Annotated in this window: 21 protein-coding genes and 4 pseudogenes; 11 read left to right on the top strand and 14 right to left on the bottom strand. The window is 70.1% G+C overall.

The annotated features are described in order from the left end of the window. On the bottom strand, positions 1-983 hold a 983-nt coding region (locus OTB19_RS36580), incomplete at its 3' end, for a DMT family transporter (RefSeq protein ID WP_267803069.1). Between the two features lie 73 nt (positions 984-1,056). Between OTB19_RS36580 and OTB19_RS36575 the strand changes: the two genes are divergently transcribed. Further along, positions 1,057-1,956, top strand: a complete 900-nt coding sequence (locus OTB19_RS36575; protein ID WP_267803068.1) for a LysR family transcriptional regulator — start codon at positions 1,057-1,059, stop codon at positions 1,954-1,956. Between the two features lie 29 nt (positions 1,957-1,985). Here the strand turns inward: OTB19_RS36575 and OTB19_RS36570 are convergent, their stop codons facing one another. Next, positions 1,986-2,444, bottom strand: coding sequence for a pyridoxamine 5'-phosphate oxidase family protein (locus tag OTB19_RS36570; RefSeq protein WP_267803071.1), 459 nt, complete (start codon positions 2,442-2,444; stop codon positions 1,986-1,988). A 91-nt stretch (positions 2,445-2,535) separates the two neighbouring features. Here OTB19_RS36570 and OTB19_RS36565 point away from each other — a divergent pair, with 91 nt between their 5' ends. The 8 genes from OTB19_RS36565 to OTB19_RS36530 all read left to right on the top strand — a co-directional run bounded on the left by OTB19_RS36565 (position 2,536) and on the right by OTB19_RS36530 (position 9,298). Continuing rightward, complete coding sequence (locus OTB19_RS36565) at positions 2,536-3,150, top strand: cysteine hydrolase (protein ID WP_267803067.1); 615 nt, start codon at positions 2,536-2,538, stop codon at positions 3,148-3,150. 18 nt (positions 3,151-3,168) lie between these two features. Next, on the top strand, positions 3,169-4,023 hold the full coding sequence (locus OTB19_RS36560; protein WP_267803066.1) for a HipA family kinase: 855 nt from the start codon (positions 3,169-3,171) through the stop codon (positions 4,021-4,023). Further along, the gene (locus OTB19_RS36555) at positions 4,020-4,403 is read left to right on the top strand and encodes a DUF3037 domain-containing protein (RefSeq protein ID WP_267803065.1); all 384 of its coding nucleotides are present in this window, start codon (positions 4,020-4,022) and stop codon (positions 4,401-4,403) included. The genes OTB19_RS36560 and OTB19_RS36555 overlap by 4 nt, the downstream gene beginning before the upstream one ends. Positions 4,404-4,576: 173 nt before the next feature. After that, positions 4,577-5,338 (top strand): 3-oxoacyl-ACP reductase FabG, encoded by a 762-nt coding sequence (fabG, locus tag OTB19_RS36550; protein ID WP_267803064.1) that lies wholly within the window; start codon positions 4,577-4,579, stop codon positions 5,336-5,338. A gap of 34 nt (positions 5,339-5,372) precedes the next feature. Then, on the top strand, positions 5,373-6,134 hold the full coding sequence (locus OTB19_RS36545; protein WP_267803063.1) for an SDR family oxidoreductase: 762 nt from the start codon (positions 5,373-5,375) through the stop codon (positions 6,132-6,134). Between the two features lie 152 nt (positions 6,135-6,286). Next, positions 6,287-7,870 (top strand): ABC transporter substrate-binding protein, encoded by a 1,584-nt coding sequence (locus tag OTB19_RS36540; protein WP_267803062.1) that lies wholly within the window; start codon positions 6,287-6,289, stop codon positions 7,868-7,870. A 113-nt stretch (positions 7,871-7,983) separates the two neighbouring features. Then, positions 7,984-8,652: a uracil-DNA glycosylase gene (locus OTB19_RS36535; RefSeq protein WP_267803070.1), complete on the top strand. Its 669-nt coding sequence runs from the start codon at positions 7,984-7,986 to the stop codon at positions 8,650-8,652. Between the two features lie 97 nt (positions 8,653-8,749). After that, positions 8,750-9,298, top strand: coding sequence for a hypothetical protein (locus tag OTB19_RS36530; protein WP_267803061.1), 549 nt, complete (start codon positions 8,750-8,752; stop codon positions 9,296-9,298). Between the two features lie 37 nt (positions 9,299-9,335). On the opposite strand, the gene OTB19_RS36525 is transcribed toward OTB19_RS36530, so the two are convergent. Next, the gene (locus tag OTB19_RS36525; RefSeq protein WP_267803060.1) at positions 9,336-9,878 is read right to left on the bottom strand and encodes a hypothetical protein; all 543 of its coding nucleotides are present in this window, start codon (positions 9,876-9,878) and stop codon (positions 9,336-9,338) included. 133 nt (positions 9,879-10,011) lie between these two features. Further along, positions 10,012-10,533, bottom strand: coding sequence for a DinB family protein (locus OTB19_RS36520; RefSeq protein ID WP_267803059.1), 522 nt, complete (start codon positions 10,531-10,533; stop codon positions 10,012-10,014). Between the two features lie 84 nt (positions 10,534-10,617). Between OTB19_RS36520 and OTB19_RS36515 the strand changes: the two genes are divergently transcribed. Continuing rightward, positions 10,618-11,523 (top strand): Gfo/Idh/MocA family protein, encoded by a 906-nt coding sequence (locus OTB19_RS36515; protein WP_267803058.1) that lies wholly within the window; start codon positions 10,618-10,620, stop codon positions 11,521-11,523. On the opposite strand, the gene lnt is transcribed toward OTB19_RS36515, so the two are convergent. The 5 genes and pseudogenes from lnt to OTB19_RS36490 form a co-directional block, all read right to left on the bottom strand. Continuing rightward, positions 11,468-13,009 (bottom strand): apolipoprotein N-acyltransferase, encoded by a 1,542-nt coding sequence (lnt, locus tag OTB19_RS36510; protein ID WP_267803057.1) that lies wholly within the window; start codon positions 13,007-13,009, stop codon positions 11,468-11,470. The genes OTB19_RS36515 and lnt overlap by 56 nt on opposite strands. Positions 13,010-13,063: 54 nt before the next feature. Continuing rightward, positions 13,064-13,531, bottom strand: a complete 468-nt coding sequence (locus OTB19_RS36505) for a nuclear transport factor 2 family protein (protein ID WP_267803056.1) — start codon at positions 13,529-13,531, stop codon at positions 13,064-13,066. Positions 13,532-13,889: 358 nt separating this feature from the next. After that, positions 13,890-14,021 (bottom strand): annotated as a pseudogene (locus OTB19_RS36500) (undecaprenyl-diphosphatase); the annotation flags it as partial. A gap of 44 nt (positions 14,022-14,065) precedes the next feature. Beyond that, positions 14,066-14,506: a hypothetical protein gene (locus OTB19_RS36495; protein WP_267803072.1), complete on the bottom strand. Its 441-nt coding sequence runs from the start codon at positions 14,504-14,506 to the stop codon at positions 14,066-14,068. Positions 14,507-14,546: 40 nt separating this feature from the next. Further along, positions 14,547-14,780 (bottom strand): annotated as a pseudogene (locus OTB19_RS36490) (transposase family protein); the annotation flags it as partial. A gap of 185 nt (positions 14,781-14,965) precedes the next feature. Between OTB19_RS36490 and OTB19_RS36485 the strand changes: the two are divergent. Beyond that, a pseudogene (locus OTB19_RS36485) lies at positions 14,966-15,478 on the top strand (transposase); the annotation flags it as partial. A gap of 139 nt (positions 15,479-15,617) precedes the next feature. Here the strand turns inward: OTB19_RS36485 and OTB19_RS36480 are convergent. The 5 genes and pseudogenes from OTB19_RS36480 to OTB19_RS36460 all read right to left on the bottom strand — a co-directional run bounded on the left by OTB19_RS36480 (position 15,618) and on the right by OTB19_RS36460 (position 18,631). Further along, positions 15,618-16,040: a hypothetical protein gene (locus tag OTB19_RS36480; RefSeq protein WP_267803055.1), complete on the bottom strand. Its 423-nt coding sequence runs from the start codon at positions 16,038-16,040 to the stop codon at positions 15,618-15,620. 28 nt (positions 16,041-16,068) lie between these two features. Beyond that, positions 16,069-16,425: a transposase gene (locus OTB19_RS36475; RefSeq protein ID WP_267803054.1), complete on the bottom strand. Its 357-nt coding sequence runs from the start codon at positions 16,423-16,425 to the stop codon at positions 16,069-16,071. Between the two features lie 85 nt (positions 16,426-16,510). Then, positions 16,511-17,218 (bottom strand): annotated as a pseudogene (locus tag OTB19_RS43795) (ISAs1 family transposase); the annotation flags it as partial. A gap of 245 nt (positions 17,219-17,463) precedes the next feature. After that, positions 17,464-17,973, bottom strand: a complete 510-nt coding sequence (locus OTB19_RS36465) for a DUF732 domain-containing protein (protein ID WP_267803052.1) — start codon at positions 17,971-17,973, stop codon at positions 17,464-17,466. A 241-nt stretch (positions 17,974-18,214) separates the two neighbouring features. Beyond that, positions 18,215-18,631, bottom strand: a complete 417-nt coding sequence (locus OTB19_RS36460) for a hypothetical protein (protein WP_267803051.1) — start codon at positions 18,629-18,631, stop codon at positions 18,215-18,217. Positions 18,632-19,656: the final 1,025 nt, after the last annotated feature.

The following is a 19,656-nucleotide window of genomic DNA, read 5'->3' as shown; positions in this document are numbered from 1 at the left end:
GTCGGGGGCTTCGGGGGGCGGGTTTGGGTGAGGGCCGCGCCGGCCAGGACGATGGCCGCGCCGACCGGGGTGTTCCAGTGGAGCTGCTCGCCCAGGACCAGGACGCCCGCCGTGGTGGCGATGACCGGGATGAAGTAGGTGACCATCTGCGCGGTGGTCGGGCCGACCTCCGTCACCAGCCCGTACTGCATCTGTAGCGCCAGCCCGGTGCCGAGGGCCCCCAGGGCGATCACCGAAAGGGTCGGCCAGAGCGGGAACGAGTGCGGCGCCGACGTGAACAGGGCGCTCACCAGGAGCAGTTGGACCGTCGAGATGCCGAGCTGCGCGCCGGTCAGGGCCACCGGCGAACCGGGAGTGCCGGCCAGCGTGCGGCGGACGTAGATCCAGCCGATCGGGTAGCAGAGCGAGGCCAGCAGGGCGAGCGCGGTGCCCGTGGCGTCGACCCCCGAGAAGCCCTGCCAGGCCCCGAGGACGGTGAGCACGCCGAGGAAGCCGAGGCCCAGGCCCGCGAACCGGCGGCGGGTGGGGCGGTCCTCGGACAGGGCGACCAGGGACAGGGCCATGCCCCACAGCGGGGACGTCGCGTTGCAGATGCCGGCCAGGCTGGAGGGGATGCTCAGCTCGGCGTACGCGAAGAGCGAGAACGGCGCGGTGTTGAGCAGGAGCGCCGCCACCGTCAGGTGGGCCCAGGTCCGCCGACCCCGGGGGAGTCGTTCGCGGCGCAGCATCAGGACCGTGAGCAGTGCGAGGGCGCCGAAGGCGACCCGACCGAGAGCGACCTGGAACGGGGCGTAGGCCTCCGTGCCCACCTTGATCAGCAGGAAGCTGAAGCCCCAGATCACCGAGAGGACGGCGAACCGGACCCGCCAGTCGAGGCCGCCCCGGCGCGGGGCGGGCGGTGTGGCGGCGGTCGCGGCGGCGGCGTTCGGCGTGGGATCGGGGAGGGCCTCGGTGGCCGGTCTCGGGGTCGTGGGTGCGCTCATGGGTTTACTCTGTGCCGTCGGACGCATTAGAACAAGCGAGAATGCGTGGGGCTGTCGTCGTAGCATTGCTTACATGTTGAACCTGGAGCGCCTGCGCACCCTCGATGCCTTTGCCCGCCACGGCTCGGTCGGCGGCGCGGCGGACGGGCTGCACGTCACCACCTCCGCCGTCTCCCAGCAGATGGCCAAGCTGGAACGGGAGGTGGGTCAGCCGTTGCTGGCCAAGAACGGGCGGGGGGTCCGGCTGACCGACGCCGGGCGTCTGCTCGCCGACCACGCGGCCCGGATCCTCTCCCAGGTGGAACTCGCCCAGGCCGACGTCGAGGCCCAACGCGGTTGCGCCGTGGGGGAGTTGCAGATCGGCGCCTTCCCCACCGCCATGCGCGGACTGCTGCCCGGGGCGCTGACGGCGCTGCGCGCGGGCCACCCCGAACTCCGCACCCGGGTGCGGGAACAGGAGCCGGGGGAGAGCATGGCCGCGGTGGTGCGCGGTGACCTCGACCTGGCGCTGGCCATCGACTGGCACAACAAGCGGATGCCGGTGCCCGTCGAACTCACCCGCTGCCATCTGCTGGAGGACTCCGTCGACATCGCGGTGCCGGCCGATCACCCGCACGCCGACAGGCCCCTGGTCTCGCTGGCCGACTTCGCCGACGAGGAGTGGATCTCCTGGAACGAGGGTCAGTTCTGTCACGAGTGGCTGGTCTTCACCCTGCGCGGCATCGGAATCGAGCCCCGCATCGCGCACATCGCCGAGGAGCACCACACCCAACTGGCCTTCGTCGAAGCGGGCCTGGGCGTGTGCGTGACCCCCCGGCTGGGGCGCGGGCCCGTCCCGCCCGGGGTGCGACTGCTGCCGGTGAGCGACGCCGTCCGCCGGCACGTGTACGTCGTCTGGCGGGCGGACGCCGACCGGCGGCCCTCCGTCCGGGCCGCCGTCGACGCGCTGAAGGCCACCGCTTCGACGCTGTAGGGGGCGTCGCCGCTGCGATCACACGGTGCCTACAGCTTGCGGAAGTCCCACGAGACGATCGACTCCGGGGTGAGTCGGATCCAGGCGTGCCGCCCGTCGTGCGGCATCTCCTCGATCCCGAAGTTCTTCACCGGGAAGAGGCGTTCGGCCTCCGCCAGCTCCGGGCACGGCTCTCCCGTGCGGGGGGCCTCGCCCACGAAGACCGCGCTGCCGGACAGCTCGACCCCGCGCAGTTCGTCGTACGCCTCGCCCGCGTCCACGACCACCGAGATCCGGGGGTCCTTGCGCAGGTCGGACCAGCGGCGGCTGCGCGTGATCGAGTACAGCCACAGCGAACTTCCGTCCCAGGCGAACCACAGGGCCCCGACGTGGGGGCCTCCGTCCGGGGAGACGGTGGCCACCCGGCAGGTGCGCTGCTCGCGCAGGAAGGCGTCCACCTCCTCGTCGGTCATCATGATGCGGCGACCCCGCCGTTGCGCCCGGTCCACGCGTGTCTCGTCCATCCGTCGCGCACCCCTTCACATCTGACTGTGTGTCAGGAATCATGCGGGCTCTTCGGTCGTCACGCCAGGGGGAGCCATGCCGGAACTCGATCCCGCCACCACCGCGCTGCTCACCGTCGAATGCCAGAACGGCGTCGTCGGCGAGGAGAGCGCCCTTCCCGAGCTGGCCAAGGAGGCCCGCGACTCGGGGATGCTGGACCGGGTGGCCGCGCTGGTCGAGGCCGCCCGGGGAGCGGGCGTACAGGTACTGCACGCCGTCGCGGAGCGGCGGGAGGACGGGCTCGGCGCCAACGCCAACGCGCGGCTGTTCCGGGCCGCGGGGAAGCTCCCGGTGCGCCAGCTCAGCGGGAGCCGCGCGGTCGAGGTCGCCGCCCCCATCGTGGTGGCCCAGCGGGACCTGGTCGTGCGCCGGCTGCACGGGCTCTCCCCGATGGCCGGCACCGACCTGGACGCCCTGCTCCGCAACCTCGCTGTCCGCACCCTCGTCGTCACCGGGGTCTCCTCGAACATCGCGATCCCCAACACCGTCTTCGACGCCGTGAACCTCGGCTACCGGGTGGTGGTCCCCTCCGATGCGATCGCCGGGGTGCCCGCCACGTACACCGCCGAGGTGATCCGCAACGCGCTGGCGCTGGTCGCCACCATCACCACGACCCGGGAGTTGCTCGGCGGGTGGGCCGGGCCGCGCTGACCCCCGTAACCTGGTTGGATGCTGTCCGAAGTGATCGCGACCCGTTACGTCACGCCCCTGCGTGAGGGCGGCTCGCTCCCGGGAATAGTCGAGGCCGACGACCTCGGTACCTACGTCATGAAGTTCACCGGAGCCGGCCAGGGCCGCAAGACGCTGGTCGCCGAGGTCGTCTGCGGGCGGCTGGCCCAGCGGCTGGGCCTGCGGGTCCCGCGGCTGGTGCAGATACAGCTCGACCCCGTCATCGGGCTCGGCGAGCCCGACCAGGAGGTGCAGGAGCTGCTCAAGGCCAGCGGCGGACTGAACCTCGGGATGGACTACCTGCCCGGCTCGATCGGCTTCGACCCGCTCGCCTACCAGGTGGACCCCGTCGAGGCCGGGCGTGTGGTCTGGTTCGACGCCCTGATCAACAACGTCGACCGGTCCTGGCGCAACCCGAACCTCCTGGTCTGGCACGGCGACCTGTGGCTCATCGACCACGGCGCCACCATGATCTGGCACCACAACTGGCCGAGCGCCCCGGCCGCCTCCGCCAAGCCCTACAACGCCTCCGACCACGTCCTGGCCCCCGTCGGACCGGACATCGCGGCCGCCGCCGCGGAGCTCGCGCCGCTGGTGACGAGGGAACTGCTCACCGAGGTCACCGCCGACGTGCCGGACGAGTGGCTGGTCGACGAGCCCGGCTTCGACTCCACGGACGCCGTGCGACGCGCCTATGTGGACGCACTCCTGCCGCGTGCGGCCGGCATCCACGAGAGGATCACGATGGAGGCCGAGGTCCGACCGAGGTCGGGTCCGCCCGGGTGGCTGGCCGAGCGCCTCGCGCCGCCGCGCGCCAAGACCGAGCCCGACGAGAAGAAGAGCGACAGCGAGTGATCAAGCGGGACGTGTTCGAGTACGCGCTGGTGCGTGTGGTGCCCCGGATGGAGCGCGGCGAGTGTTTCAACGCCGGCGTGATCGTCTACTGCCGGGCGCACTCCTACGTCGCCGCGCGCACCCACCTCGACGAGGGCAAGCTGCTCGCCCTCGACCCCGACGCCGACGTGACCGGTGTACGGGCCGCCCTGCTCGGCGTCGAGGGGCTGTGCGCGGGCGGCGAGTCGGCCGGTCAGGCGGCGGGCGACGAGCCGGGCCGCAGGTTCCGCTGGCTGATCGCGCCGCGCAGCACCGTGGTGCAGCCAGGCCCGGTGCACACCGGGCTGACGGCCGACCCGGAGGCCGAGGTGGAACGGCTGCTGGACCTGCTGGTGCGCTGAGCGCGGCGGACCTCCGAGGATCGGCGCACGACCCGGGGAGCTCTGCGGACCGGCGCCGTTGACACCGGGTGCCAGGGCTCCTAGCGTCTGTCCAGCCGAAGCTACTAAGCGGTTGCTCACCCACGAGGGGCCGCGTCGGCGCACCGAGGATTCCAAGCGCGAGGAGATCCAGCATGTCCACCACCGAGCAGCGCGTCGCGATCGTGACCGGGGCGGCCCGGGGCATCGGCGCCGCCACCGCCGTACGCCTGGCCGCCGAGGGCCGGGCGGTCGCCGTACTCGACCTGGACGAGGCGGCCTGCAAGGACACCGTCGAGACGATCACGGCGGCCGGCGGGAAGGCCGGCGCCATCGGCTGCGACGTCTCCGACAGCGCGCAGGTGGAGGCGGCCGTCGAGCGCGTCGCGAGCACGCTCGGCGCCCCGACCATCCTGGTCAACAACGCGGGTGTGCTCCGCGACAACCTGCTCTTCAAGATGAGCGCCACCGACTGGGACACGGTCATGAACGTGCACCTGCGGGGCGCGTTCCTGATGGCGCGGGCCTGTCAGAAGCACATGGTGGAGGCCAAGTTCGGCCGCGTCGTGAACCTCTCCAGCAGCTCCGCCCTCGGCAACCGCGGCCAGGCCAACTACTCCGCCGCCAAGGCCGGTCTCCAGGGCTTCACCAAGACCCTGGCCATCGAACTCGGCAAGTTCGGCGTGACCGCCAACGCCGTGGCTCCCGGCTTCATCGCCACCGAGATGACCGCCCAGACGGCCGCCCGCGTCGGCATGGGCTTCGAGGACTTCCAGGCCGCCGCCGCCACCCAGATCCCGGTGCAGCGCGTCGGCACCCCGGACGACATCGCCAACGCGATCGCCTTCTTCACGGGCGACGCGGCCGGCTTCGTCTCCGGGCAGGTCCTGTACGTGGCCGGCGGCCCGCTCAACTGACGCGCGGCGACGAACGAGAGGCAGGGCGTACGGCATGACGTACAGCGGGAACGACAGCGGCAAGGTCGCACTGATCACCGGGGCGAGCCGGGGCATCGGCTACGGCATCGCGGAGGCCCTGGTCGCCCGGGGCGACCGGGTGTGCATCACCGGGCGCAACGAGGACACCCTCAAGGAGGCCGTCGAGCGGCTCGGGGCGGACCGGGTGCTCGGCGTCGCCGGGAAGGCTCACGACGAGGCCCACCAGGCCGTCGCCGTGGAGCGGACGATGGAGGCCTTCGGCCGGGTCGACTTCCTGATCAACAACGCGGGCACCAACCCGGTCTTCGGGCCGATCGCGGACCTGGACCTGGGCGTCGCGCGCAAGGTCTTCGAGACGAACGTGATCTCCGCGCTCGGTTTCGCGCAGCGGACCTGGCACGCCTGGCAGAAGCACAACGGCGGGGCGATCGTGAACATCGCCTCCATCGCCGGCGTCTCCGCCTCGCCCTTCATCGGCGCGTACGGGATGAGCAAGGCCGCCATGGTCAACCTCACCCTCCAGCTCGCGCACGAGATGGCGCCGGGCGTGCGGGTCAACGCCATCGCCCCCGCGGTGGTGAAGACGAAGTTCGCGCAGGCGCTCTACGAGGGTCGTGAGCAGGAGGCCGCCGCGGCCTACCCGCTCGGCCGACTCGGGGTCCCGGAGGACATCGGGGGCGCCGCGGCCTTTCTTACATCTGCACAAGCGGAATGGATCACGGGACAAACTCTGGTCGTCGACGGGGGAATGTTCCTCAATGCCGGGGTGCACTGACCGATAAACGGACGCATTTGCCTCCCAGGAGGAGGCAAATGCGTACCGAATACGCACGTAATCGGTCAAGTGCCTCACGAAACCTGCCCATTGGATTTGTGAGGCACTGCGGTAGGGTCTGCCGCACCCCTGGCTGATCGAGGAGCGTGCACGTGTTCAACCGGACCAGATGCCTGCAGATCACTGCGGCCCTTGCGTCCATATCCCTGCTCGCCGGATGCGGTCTGCTCTCCGACGACAGCGGCGACGACAAGAAGCGGATCGTCGTCGGTACGATGAGCCAGCCGAGCACCCTCGACCCCGCCGCGGCATGGGACGGCTCCTGGGAGCTGTACCGGAACATCTACCAGACGCTCCTGGCATTCCCCACGGGCTCCACCCAGCCCCAGCCGGATGCCGCCCAGGCCTGCGAATTCACCGACTCCCGCAACGAGTCCTACCGCTGCACCCTGAAGAAGGGCCTCAAGTTCTCCAACGGGGAACCGCTGGACGCCAAGGCCGTCAAGCACTCCCTCGACCGGATCCGGACGATCAACTCCCAGGTCGGCCCGAAGGACCTCTTCGGCAGCCTGGACAAGATCGAGACCCCGGACGCGGCGACGGTGGTCTTCCACCTGAACACCCCGGACGCGACCTTCCCGTACGTCCTCGGCTCGCCGGCCGCCTCGCTCGTCCCGCCGAAGGAGTACCCGGCGGACAAGGTGCGCGAGGAGGGCAAGACGATCGGCTCCGGCCCCTACGTCCTCGATTCGTACACCGAGGGCAGCGAAGCGGTCCTCAGCCGCAACGCGAGCTACGCGGGCTTCGCCAACCGTCGCAACGACGCGGTGACCATCCGGTACTTCGCGGACTCCAAGAAGATGGTCGCGGCCCTCAAGTCCAAGGAGATCGACGCCACCTACCGAGGCCTGTCCGCCGCGGAGGTCAAGGACCTGCAGACGCCCGCGTCCCACGAGGCCGGCATCCAGGTCGTCGAGAACGTCGGCGCCGAGATCCGCTACCTCGTCTTCAACCCCAAGGACCCGCAGGTCGCCAAGCTGCCGGTGCGCCAGGCCATCGCCCAGGTCATCGACCGCGGCGCGCTCGTGGCCAAGGTCTACCAGGGCACGGCCGAGCCGCTGTACTCGATGGTCCCCAAGGGCACCGTCGCCCACCGGACGCCGTTCTACGACCTGTACGGCCACTCGGACGTCGAGAAGGCGAAGAAGATCCTCCGGGAGGCCGGGATCACCCAGAAGGTGGAGCTGACCTTCTGGTACACCACCGACCGGTACGGCCCCTCCACCGCCGAGGAGTTCACCGAGATCAAGCGGCAGCTCGAGGAGAGCGACCTCTTCAAGATCAACCTGCGCGGCCAGCCCTGGAAGGCCTTCCAGGCGGGCTACAAGAAGGGCGAGTACCCGGTCTTCGGTCGAGGCTGGTTCCCCGACTTCCCGGACCCGGACAACTTCATCGCCCCGTTCGTCGGCAAGCAGAACGCGGTCGGCACCCCGTACGAGCCCGCGCCCATCCTGAACGAGCTGCTGCCCAAGTCCCGCCGCGAGAGCGACCGGGCCGCCGGCGTCAAGGAGTTCGAGGAGGCGCAGCAGATCTTCGCCCAGGACGTCCGGCTGCTGCCGCTGTGGCAGGGCAAGCTCTACGTCGGCGCACGCGAGGACATCGCCGGCGCCGAGCGGGCCCTCGACCCGCAGACCGCCATGCAGATGTGGGAGCTGTACCGCAAGACCAGTTGGTAGCGGGCACCGGGCGGGCAGGCGGACGACGCGTTGTCAGTGGCTGCCGGTAGGTTCTGGGCAGTTGCACCACGCAGTTGCACGATCCTGTACCGGAGGTTGTAGACGTGACCCAGATGCTGCCCGAGTCCTGGCTCCCCGCTGTCGGCGGAGAGCTGGACCAGCCCTACTTCAAAGAGCTCACCGAGTTCGTCGAGAAGGAGCGGGCAAACGGGCCGGTCTACCCGCCCCGCGACCAGGTCCTGGCGGCCCTGGAGGCCACGCCGTTCGACAAGGTGAAGGTCCTGGTCCTCGGCCAGGACCCCTACCACGGCGCCGGCCAGGGGCACGGCCTGTGCTTCTCCGTGCGGCCCGGGGTCAAGACCCCGCCCTCGCTGCGCAACATCTACAAGGAGATGAAGGAGGAGCTCGGCCTCCCCGTCCCGGACAACGGGTACCTGATGCCGTGGGCCGAGCAGGGCGTCCTGCTGCTCAACGCGGTGCTCACCGTCCGCGAGGCCGAGCCCAACTCGCACAAGGGCAAGGGCTGGGAGAAGTTCACCGACGCCGTGATCCGGGCCGTCTCCGCGCGCCCCGACCCGGTCGTCTTCGTGCTCTGGGGCGCGTACGCCCAGAAGAAGATCCCGCTGATCGACGAGGACCGGCACGTGATCGTCAAGGGCGCCCACCCGTCGCCGCTGTCGGCCAAGAAGTTCTTCGGGTCCCGCCCCTTCACCCAGATCAACGAAGCCGTCGCCGCCCAGGGGCATGAGCCGATCGACTGGCGTATCCCGGACCTTGGCTGACGCCACACCCCGCCTGGGCGTCAGAGGCGGCGCCTGCGGTTAGCGTCGTGACGATCAGACCGGAGAGCAGGTCTGGCAGAGCCAGCCGGAGGTCGCGTTGACGGAGCAGCAGGAGGCGTCCGAGGACGCCGTCATGACCAGGATCGGCCAGGCCGTCATCCTGCTGCACGCCGGAGACCGCGAGGAGGCCCGCAATCGCCTGGGGGAGATCTGGTCCGAGATCGGCGAGGCGGGCCCCCCGCTCCACCGGTGCACGCTCGCGCACTACATGGCCGACGCGCAGGACGATCCCGCCGACGAACTGGCCTGGGACCTGCGGGCGCTGACCGCCGCCGACGGCCCGAGCGTCGCCGAGGGCCCGCCCGCGGGCCCACCGGGCGCACGGGCCCCGCGCGGGGCCCGAGACCCGCACCCGGCGGTCCGGGTGTTCTACCCGTCACTGCACCTCAACCTGGCCGCCGACTACGTGAAACTACGACGGCCGGAGGCGGCCCGGGTCCACCTCGCCCGGGCCAGGGCGGCCACCGGAGCGCTCGCCGACGACGGGTACGGCGACCGGGTCCGGGCCGCCATCGCCCGGCTGGAGCTGCGGCTCGCGACGGAACCCGGCGAGCGGCCCCGCCACTTCCCGGAGCAGTCCCCGTAGGCCCCCCGGGGCGCGGGCTGCCGTACAGGAAGAACCCTCAGCCGCCTTGGACGCCCGCGCAGATCCGGGCCTCCGGGCTGTCGGGATGCCAGCGACCGTGGCGACGGCCCACGGCGCACACGTCCGCCGGGCGCACCGGCAGCTCCCGCATCAGCTCCCGCGGCACCTTCGCGTCGGGCCGGGGGCGGTGCGGACGGTCCCCCGGACGGCCGTCGTCGTGCCCCGGCGGATGCTCGGCCCGTCGGCGGGGCTCCGGGATGTCCGGGACCGGCGGCGCCGCCCGTTCGGGCCCTGCGGGCGTACGCGGCGCGGTCGGCGGCTCGACCCGGCTGCCGGTCCCCGACGTCGTCGGACGCGCCGGCTCCCGCGGGACGGCCCGCAGCGCCTCCAGGGCGGGCGCCTGGACGACCACCGGGAGGGCTCCCGGTTCGCCGCGCGGCTCGTGCCGCGGCGGCGACCCCGCGGGGGGCACCGGCGCGGGCTGCGCCGGACCGGGGGGCACGTTCACGCAGCCGGAGACAGCCGAGACGGCACAGGCCACTCCGAGCAGCAGTTTTGTCGTGGTTCGGGTTGGATGCACTCGGGCAACTCTGCTGTGCGAGGACCCGGTTGCGAAAACCCTGGGGCGATATTGCCCCCGCACGGGTGACGGCCGGCCGCCGGTGCGCCGCCGGTTGACGGCCGGAGCGCGAACCGACCGGCGACCGGGGCCGCTACTCGCCCGTGGCCCCGTCGATGTGCTCGCGCAGCAGGTCCGCGTGACCGTTGTGGCGGGCGTACTCCTCGATCATGTGGGTGTACACCCAGCGCAGGCTGAACACCTCGCCCCGGCGGTGGTTCTCGGGCCGCGAGACCAGGTCCAGGGAGCGGCCCTGCACGGACTGCCGGGCCAGCTCGATCTCGGTCTGCCACACCCGCTCGGACTCGCTCCAGGTGTCCTCGGCGGTGAACCGGAAGTCGCCGTCCACGTTGTCGGGCGTCGAGTACAGGTCGGGGAGCTCCTCGCCGAGCATGATCTCGCGGAACCAGTACCGTTCCACCTCCGCCATGTGCCGGACGAGGCCCAACAGGCTGAGTTCGGACGGCGCGAGCGCGCTGCGGCGCAGTTGCTCGTCCCCGAGCCCCTCGCACTTCCAGGCCAACGTGGAGCGGTGGTAGTCGAGCCAGCCGTCCAACATGTCCCGCTCGTTAGCGGTGGTGGAGGGTTCGGGGCGGTGGGATCCGGAGTTGCTCATGTGCCCCATCCTCGGCGACCGCAGCCCCTGCCACCAGGGATTAAGCTGCGAGCGTCCCACAAGGAACGAACCTGGAGGCTCCCGGTGAAGGTTGGCGTCATCGGACTCGGCGACATCGCCCGGAAGGCGTACCTGCCCGTCCTCACCGCCCGTCCGGGAGTGGAGCTGCACCTGCAGACCCGCACCCCCGCCACGCTGGAGCGGATCGGCGCGATCCACCACGTCCCGGCCGAGCGCCGGCACACCACGCTCGACGCGCTGCTCTCTGCGGGGCTCGACGCGGCCTTCGTGCACGCGCCGACCGAGGCCCACCCGGAGATCGTGGCGCGGCTGCTGGAGGCGGGCGTGCCCACCTACGTGGACAAGCCCCTGGCCTACGAGTTCGAGGACTCGCGGCGGCTGGTGGAACTGGCCGAGGAGCGCGGGGTCTCCCTCGCCGTGGGCTTCAACCGGCGCCACGCGCCCGGGTACGCGCAGTGCGTCGACCACCCGCGCGAGTTGATCGTCATGCAGAAGAACAGGGTCGGCCTGCCCGAGGACCCGAGGACGCTGGTCCTGGACGACTTCATCCACGTCGTCGACACCCTGCGGTTCCTGCTGCCCGGGGACGCCGACCACGTCGACGTCCGGGCCGTGGTCCGCGAGGGGCTGATGCATCAGGTGGTGCTCCAGATGTCCGGTGACGGGTTCATCGCCCTCGGCATCATGAACCGGCTCTCCGGGTCGACCGAGGAGACCCTGGAGGTGTCCGGGCAGGACACCAAGCGGCAGGTCGTCAACCTCGCCGAGATCATCGACCACAAGGGCCAGCCGACCGTGCGCCGGCGCGGCGACTGGGTGCCGGTCGCCCGTCAGCGGGGCATCGAACAGGTGGTGGACGCCTTCCTGGAAGCCGTCGAGGCCGGCACCACCCTGAGCGCCCGGGATGCCCTCCTCACCCACGAGCTGTGTGAACGGGTGGTGCGCTCGGCTCTGGAGCAGGCTTCCTGAGCGACGGCCTCCACCGGGCCGCGCAGAACGCGGCCAGGGCGGCGAGGGCCGCGCCCACCGGCCAGTCCCCGAAGCGGACGTAGAGCGTCGAGCCGGCGGCCAGCGGCACGGCGTACACCTGGGCGGTGCTCGCCGACGTGGCGAGGGAGGGGCCGACCCGCTCACCGGCCGGGCCGTGCACCTCGCTGATGCCGGTGAGGGTGGCGTGGACCACCGGGCGGCCGGTCTCGGCGGCGCGCAGGGCGGCGAGGGAGGCGTGCTGGGCCGGGGCCCAGCTGTCCTGGAAGCTGGACGTCGCGGACTGCGCGACGAGGAGCGCGGCCCCGTCGCGCGCCAGGTGCCGGCTCATGTCGGGGAACGCGGACTCGAAACAGACCAGCGGACCGAGCAGGAGCCCGGGCCGGCCCGGCAGCGGCATCAACACGGGGGAGTCGCCCCGCACCCGGTCCTCGCCCGCCGCCTTGCCGACCGAGGTGGCCCAGCCGAACAGCGCCCGGGCGGGCACGTACTCGCCGAAGGGAACCAGCCGCATCTTGTCGTACCGGTCGCCGGTCGGGCCCTCGGGCCCGACCAGGACGGAACTCTTGCGGATCCCGGCGCCGTCGCCCCGCCGCGCGTCCACGTTCACCAGCAGGGGAGCCCCCACCTCGGCGGACAGGGCCGTCAACCGGCGCTCCAGGTCCGGGCGGGCCTCCAGGTCCGCGCCGACGCTGCTCTCGCCCCACACCACCAGGTCGGGGCGTTGGCCCACCAGGGTCCGGGTCAGCCGCTCGCCGACGTCGAACCGTCGGTCGGCGCTGTCCGGCCCGTCCGCGACGACCCCCGGCTGGACCACGGCCACGCGCAGCGCGCCGGTCACCTCCGGGCGCGGCACCCACAGCCACGCCACCCCCGTGAGCACGGCGCACCCGGTCAGCCCGGCCACCGCCGGGACCCGCGCCCCCGGCACCGCGAGCAACAGCACCAGCGCGCAGTTCACCGCCACCACCAGCAGGCTCACCAGCCACACCCCGCCCACGGAGGCCAGCCGGAGCGCCGGCGCCACCTGCCACTGGCTCGCCCCGAGCAGCCCCCACGGCCCGCCCAGTCCCTGCCAGGACCGGACCACCTCCGACAACAGCCACCCCGCCGGCACGAGGACCAGCGCGGCCGCCGCACGACCGGCGGCCGGCGCCCCGCCGAGCAGCTCCCGCACCAACAGCGCCCAGGGGATCCACAGCAGACCCAGCAGCGCCGCCACCGCGACCAGGAACACGTGCATGCTCGGCAGCAGCCAGTGGTGGACGGCGAAGATGAACCCGGCGCCCCCGAGCCACCCCTCCAGGGCCGCGCGCCGCCCGGTGGGGGCGGACCTCAGCAGCAGCATCCAGGGCACGAGGGCGACGTAGGCGAACCACCAGAGCCCCGGCGAGGGGAAGGCGAGGGCGGGCAGCGCTCCGGCGGCGACCGCGGCCGCCGCCCGCCACCGCTTCGACCTCGGGATCATGACGCGCCTCCGCCTCCAGTGTGGGGCGGCCGGGCCGGTTCGGCCCGGCCGGGGTCACGCGGACAGGTGCCGCCACTTCTCGTGCACCGTGACCGAGGTGAGCCGCCAGCCGTCCGCGGTCCGGGCCAGCACGAACGCGTACCGCCCGGCGGCGACGAAATTGGGGGAGGTGACCGTCCCGTCGAAGTCCTCCCCGGCCAGCCGCATCGGATTGAGGAAGTCCGCCCGGACCTCGGCCGAGTCCCTGGGCGAACCGCCCAGGTCCTCCAGCCGGATCAGCCGGTTGACGATCAGGTGCTGGCGCACCGGGAACAGCCGCATCGTCTCCGACAGCCAGTCGGCCACCTCGCCGGCGGGCCCCTCCACCCCGCCCGCCGAGCTGTAGTCGGCCCGCCCGGCCGGGGTGAACAGGGCGCGGTAGGCGCCCCAGTCCCCGTCGTCGACGGCCGCCGCGTACCCCGAGACCACCTCGTCGATGGCCAGCCGGTCCATTACCGTCGCGAGGTCCACACGCTGCGTCATCGGGACAGTCTGGGGGCGTACGCCCGCGAGGCCAAGGGGCGTGCGCGGACCGCGCCCCCACGCACTCGATCAATGACCGGAATGAGCCTCCCGCGGTCGGACCACGACCAGGAACGCGTCACTGTCCAGATCCATCACCACCTCGGCCGGAACGCCCTCGCGCAATCGCTGCGCCGCGTACTCCTCGGCGGGCCAGCTTCCCCTCGGACTTCCGGCCGGAAAACGCTCCAACACCACACGACCCATGGGACACCCCCTGCTGCTTGCCTTCAGGTCTCTTCAGGCACAACGACGCGGAGGCCGCCCGGGAACGTTCCCGAGCGGCCTCCGGTTCACGCGAAGCGGTGAGCGTGGCGCGCTATGAGCCGGACTCGCCGGCGTGCGGGCTCGGCACGTCCGTGCCGATCAGCACGAACAGCAGGATGCCGAGGGCGATCCGGTAGATCACGAACGGCATGAAGCTCTTGGTGGAGATGAACTTCATGAACCAGTTCATGCGTCGAGGTCCTGAGCGGCTTTGACCTGCTGTTTCCATCACTCTTCAAGATCGAAACAGAGAGCAGTGGGAGATGGCACATTCCAGAGCTCTCCCTCGCTGGCCACGAAGCGCAGCCACCTGGTTTGCAGCGAATCGGCAATCTCCTGCTCCATGGTCAGGGGAACGTGCGAGTAGAGACCTTCCACGCCGGCGACCTCGTGGCCCATGCGGGTCTCCACGGCGATGCGACTGTGTCGATCTTCGTCCAGCCACTCCTTGCCGCCGTGACGAAGCAGGTACAGCCGCTTCCCGGCGTGCGCGGTCGCAGGGACCTCCGGAAGGGGGCGGCGGGAGGTGACCAGCTGGGGCTGGTTCAGGCGAACCCCCGTGAACTCCTCGGAGGCCGGTCGACCGCGCGAGACCGGCTGCCAGTAGCTGATGTTTGCGTTGGCCAGCAGCCCCGCCGCCAATGGCCGGGAACAGGTACTCGTGGTCATGGGTGGCGAAGAGCGCCGTGAGCCTTTTCCATCTTCTGCCTGAGCTGGCCAGATGTAGGGTGAGGACAGCCTGAACAAGGCTCGTGATGCGGGTGGTCGAGTAGCGGAGCTTGCGGAGAAGCCGCCAGGACTTGAGGGTGGCGACGGCCTGCTCGACCAGGGCCCGGATCTTCGCGTGGGACCGGTTGACGGCCTGCTGGCCTGTGGAGAGCGTCTCCCACCGGCCGCGGTAGGGAACACGGACCGTGCCCCCGGCTCCTTGGTATCCCTTGTCGGTCCGTCCATGACGTCCGTGCGGCCCGCGAGCTTGTGCTTGCCCGAGTAGAACGGTCGGCCCCGGCCGCATGATCCGGCAGGGGCGTTCTACCAAGAAGCCTTCGACGTCGTACGAGCCCAGGCCACCACCCGACGGTGCGACGTCATGTTCCCCAGCAGCGGAGGGGACGAGGTCAACGCAAGGTGATGATCGGCGCCGCCTACCAGCGTTGCCGGGTTCATTTCCTGCGCAATGTCTTCGGCGTGATCGCCAAGGACGCCGCGGAGATGGTCGCCGCGACCATCCGCACCATCTTTGCCCAGCCCGCCCAGGCTGCCGTCCGCCGTCAGCTCGACCCGGTCGCTGACATGCTGGGCACACAGTTCCCCCAGGTCAAGCAGATGCTCTTGGACGCCAAGGACGACCTCACCGCCTTCGCCTCCTTCCCGGAACGGCACTGGAAGAAGATCCAGTCCACGAACCCGCTGGAACGGGTCAACCGCGAGATCAAACGCCGCATCGACGTCGTCCAGGTCTTCCCCAACGACGACGCGCTCCTGCGGCTGGTCACCGCCGTGCTCTTCGAGATGCACGACGAGTGGATCGCCTTTCCCCGCCGCTACCTCCCCGAGGGCAGCATGGACCAGATCTACCCCGCAGAACTCCCCGAAAGCGTCCCCGCACTACCCAACACCACCAACACAACCGCCGATTGATCGGCTACACCACTACAGGGGACATGACCGCGCGTGGACTCGCCCGTTCGCCACCCGGTGGCTCGGCGCCACATGTCATCGGCGTCCTTCCACACACGGCGCCGATGCAGCCGAACGGACCGAGGGAGGGGAGGCGGCGTCATTCGCCCAGCTGCCGGTGGGCGAAGACGATGTCGCGCACGCGTACGACGGAGGCCGGCTCGCGGGCCAGGACGGGCAGCACGTGGTACCAGCCGTCGCCGGCGAGCGCGTCGACAACGAAGGACGCCGCCTCTTGGACTGTGTGTGCCGTGTCCGCAGGTATCTGAGACTGGGCGAGGGCCCGGAACGTCCGGGCGAAGGCAGTGCTGGTGGATTCGGAGACGGATCTGAGGGCTGCGGGCGCGCTGGTGAGGTAGCCAGCCACGTCGGCGAACGCCGCGGACCGGTCGTGGGGAACGTTGAGACCGTTCGCGCAGCGGCGGGCGGCATCAAGGTCGCCGACCGCGGCGTGTGCGACGGCCACGGCTGCGGCTGGCAGTTCCCACGGGGGCACCTCGTCCTGCAGACAGGGCTGATTCAAGGTCTGGGTGATCTTGATGGAGTGCAGGTCAGGCCAGGCCGAGCAGGTCCAGCGGGCGGGTGAAGGGCGCGTAGGAGACCTCGCGCAGGCCGGCGGCGATGCTGTTGTGCCCGGCGGCGCGGAGAGTGTTGATCGCCGTGTTCCGCAGCGTCGCCATGTTCTTCGGTCCGTGTCCGGTGCGGATCTTCGAGGCGTCCTCGGCGAATGCGGTATCCCTGACGAAGTGGACCCGGTTCTCGATCACCCATTGTGACCTGGCCAGCTGTCCGATCCGCTGCGGCGATGCCTGGCGGGCCGTCAAGTCGCTGATCACGTAGATGGTCTGCCGGGTGACCTTGCCGGTCCTCAGGTCGGTGCGATGCCGCAGAACCTTTGCGGCCTGCACCGCGTACGGGAAGTCGAGGCCGAGGCCGGTCGGTCAGCACCCGGGTCGAGCGGGTCTCGCGGCGGCCGTGTCCGCGCTCGCGGTCGTAGCGCCTGGCGGTGACCTTGTTCCATGGCAGGGACCGCAGCGCGGCGGACAGGCCAGGCTGGTTGGCCTTGACCACGAACAGGTAGTGCGCGTACTTCTCCTCGACCAGGAAGCGGGCATGCTCACGCTGCGTGTGCAGGGCGTCGGCGGTGACCACGGTGTCTGCCAGGTCGAACGGGGCCAGCAAACGGGCGAAGCCGGTGATCTCGTTGGTCTTGTCCGGGACCCGCAGCTGGCTGACGGTGTGTCCGGCCCCGGTGACCGCGGACAGCAGGTGAGCGGCCGGGACGTCCATGGTGCGTGAACCACGCGCACTTTTGCCGTCGAGCGCCAGGTTCTCGACCCCGGTCGGGGCGTATCCGAGCAGGTCGGCCAGGCCGCCGGGGCACACAGCCAGCAGCACGCGGCGGACGGTGGAGGTACTGGGGGCGATGCGCACGCCCAGGGCTCCGGCACGGCGGACCGCCAAGCGGACGAGGGCGTCTTGCGGAGCTGAGGGGGCCCACTGGCCAATGGCAAGGTAGGAGCGGGCGCCCGCCAGCACCGCGCAGGCGGCCAGCAGCAGCACCGAGGTCAAGGAGTGGCGGCGGCCACGCCGGTCACGCGGATCGGGAAGGGTCTCCAGGCGGTCCGCCACCCGTGGCAACTCGCGGTGTCGACGTGAGGGCGACTTGGTCAGGCAGACGGTGGCAGACTGACGGCACATCGAAGCTCCGGTTGTTCAGGGCGACTTGCGAGGTCACCCCGTAAACCGGAGCTTCGTTGCGTGCGTGACGCCTCTCCAGAAGATCGCCACCCTGCGGTGACCAGCGGTGCCACATGATCACCCCGACTTTGAATCAGCCTTCCTGCGTCCTGCAGGCCTCGCACTGTCGCCTTTCATAGTGGGTGGCCGCCAAGCCAGCCGGCAGGGCGGTGCCCACGCCTCGTCACCGCCGGGATCCGGAAAGGCTACGCGCCGGGAATGACGACGTCACCGCCACGCAGCGACGGGCAGAAGAAGTTCTCGCTGGTGCCTACCACCCAGGTCGCATCATTCCAGTTCCACCCAGCGTTCACCCACGCCTGCACCACCGCACTCTCGACATTCTTTTCTAGGTCCTTGCATACGTAGTGGCCCCAGTCGGCAATCTGGTTGTTGTCAAGCGTGGTGTATGGGAAGCGACTACGGAACTGGTTGATGAAGTCCAGGTTGTAATAGAGGTCGCCATCGACTTCTGTCTTCTGGCTCTCACACCGGAAGATCCCCGGCAACGCACCAGGCGGTCCGCATTCGTCCGACCCAATGTCGGAAGGACTCAGAAAGCCCAGGACCTCTTGGCCGTACGCGCCGACCACGGCCCGCTTGGCTGCGGAGTGGTTCGCGGGTGCTCTGGCGAGCGCGCTTGCGGACGATAGCGTCAGCACGCTGGCCATCATCGCTACAGTGGCGATGATCCGTCCCGACTGGGCTTGTGGCATCGGAATCACCCTCATCCAATGGAAGAGTTTGAGTTGATGGCGCTTGATGTAGCGACCGCGAAGACTGACCACTGCCAAGCACGTCACACAGCCTCGGGCGGTGGTGAGTGCGTCTCGTAGTCGCTCAAGGGAATCCTTCCCCAGCCTCCCCGCAATTCCCTTCTTCCTGCCTTATCGATCAGGCCGTGAAGGGAGTCGCGGCTGAGGTGGGAGAACGGCGGAAGGAGCGGTCATCGTTGAGCTACCTGATCGGGCCGATGGTGACGTAACCAGCATAGGATGTGCATGGACGCCGAGAGGTAACGCACACGTGGTCGGATACTTTGTCAGACACCTCAATTTGGTCCCCAAGAGAGGTATCTGTGCCGGCCACGAACCAATGGAAAGTGAAGGTGAACCGATAGTCTCCCGTGCCCGATGTGGGCTGGATGAAGACAGCAGGGAACTGCACTGAGCTCTGGTTGGCTTCGATCCGACGGGCGTGGCGCTGCATGGTGACGGTGCCCCAGCTTGCCCCGGTCCAGCGTTGAACGACGTAGAACGACTGGACGTCCTGAGCTACTCCGGTGGCGGGACTGCGCTGCACGACCGGGCCGACATCGCTGTTGAAAGTAAGGGTTAGGGCCTGTGGGTAGAAACCGATGTCGGACAGACTCACCGTTGGCAGCGTCACGGCACCGGCCTGGCCATGTCCACCTCCTGGTGCCCATGCAGCCGCTGGGGTTGCTGTACCGAGTGTTCCCAGGAGCAGCCCGATGACCGCGGCAAGCAGAGCGAACAGCCCGAAAGGCGAATTCCTGGACGTGGACATGACGGTGGCCTCACATGAAGCGATTGACGTGTAACACCCCGAGGCTCTCCATCCATTCAGGCTACGCCCGGACGCGGAGCCGCGCGCGGGGCCGCGTCCGGGCTCCGATCCGGCGCTGTCGGCGTCGGCAAGGCGCGGGGAATGTGCCTTCGCTCCGGGGAGCCTGTTCGGCCAGAGGCCGGTGCTGCGGCGAGCGCCTTCTTGTTCACCTCGCTGAGTGCGTCGTAATAGCGGGACCGTCTTCCCAGCAGCGCGCTCGACGACCAGGCCTTGTAGGCTGTGGCACTCAGCGTGGGAGTCGTGCTCACCGAAAGGCTAGAGACGGAAACGCCGGCGGGGCGAGCTTCGGGGCTGAGCGGCTGCTGGAGCAGCCCGCGGGCGCGGCGAGCAAATACTATGGGAATGAGACGGGTGGTGCGCATGGTCCGTCCGGAAATCGGGCGGGGTGCATCATGCTCCGCGCGCTAGTAAGAGCTTGCAGAGAATCAACTTGCTGTCGCACGTCGCCTGAGCTGCGATGTCCAGTGCACGGTTACGCAACTTGTTGTTCTGCAAGCCCTTTAGCAGCAAACCGCTTCATTCCCCCATCCTGCCGCTCGCTGTTGAGCAATTCCGCGGAACTGCGGATCAGCGGCGGGTAGGGGAGCGTGCGGCAAAGCCGGCCGAGCCACGGGAGTCGTCAAGCACGCCGTACTGCCAGCCCAGCGTGACGAGGTGGGGATCGTTCGAGGCGTTCCACTGCTTCCTCAGCCTGGATCCACCGCGTAGTGGTCGGGCTGTGGATGGAGAAATCAGAAGAGGTGCCCGCTGACCTGGGATGATGGGAGTTTCTACGCTTCCATCAGACCCGAGCAAGAGGGCACCTCGTAAGT

Source organism: Streptomyces sp. H27-H5, assembly GCF_026627505.1.
Lineage (GTDB): Bacteria > Actinomycetota > Actinomycetes > Streptomycetales > Streptomycetaceae > Streptomyces.
This window is presented reverse-complemented; position numbering and strand designations above follow the sequence as displayed.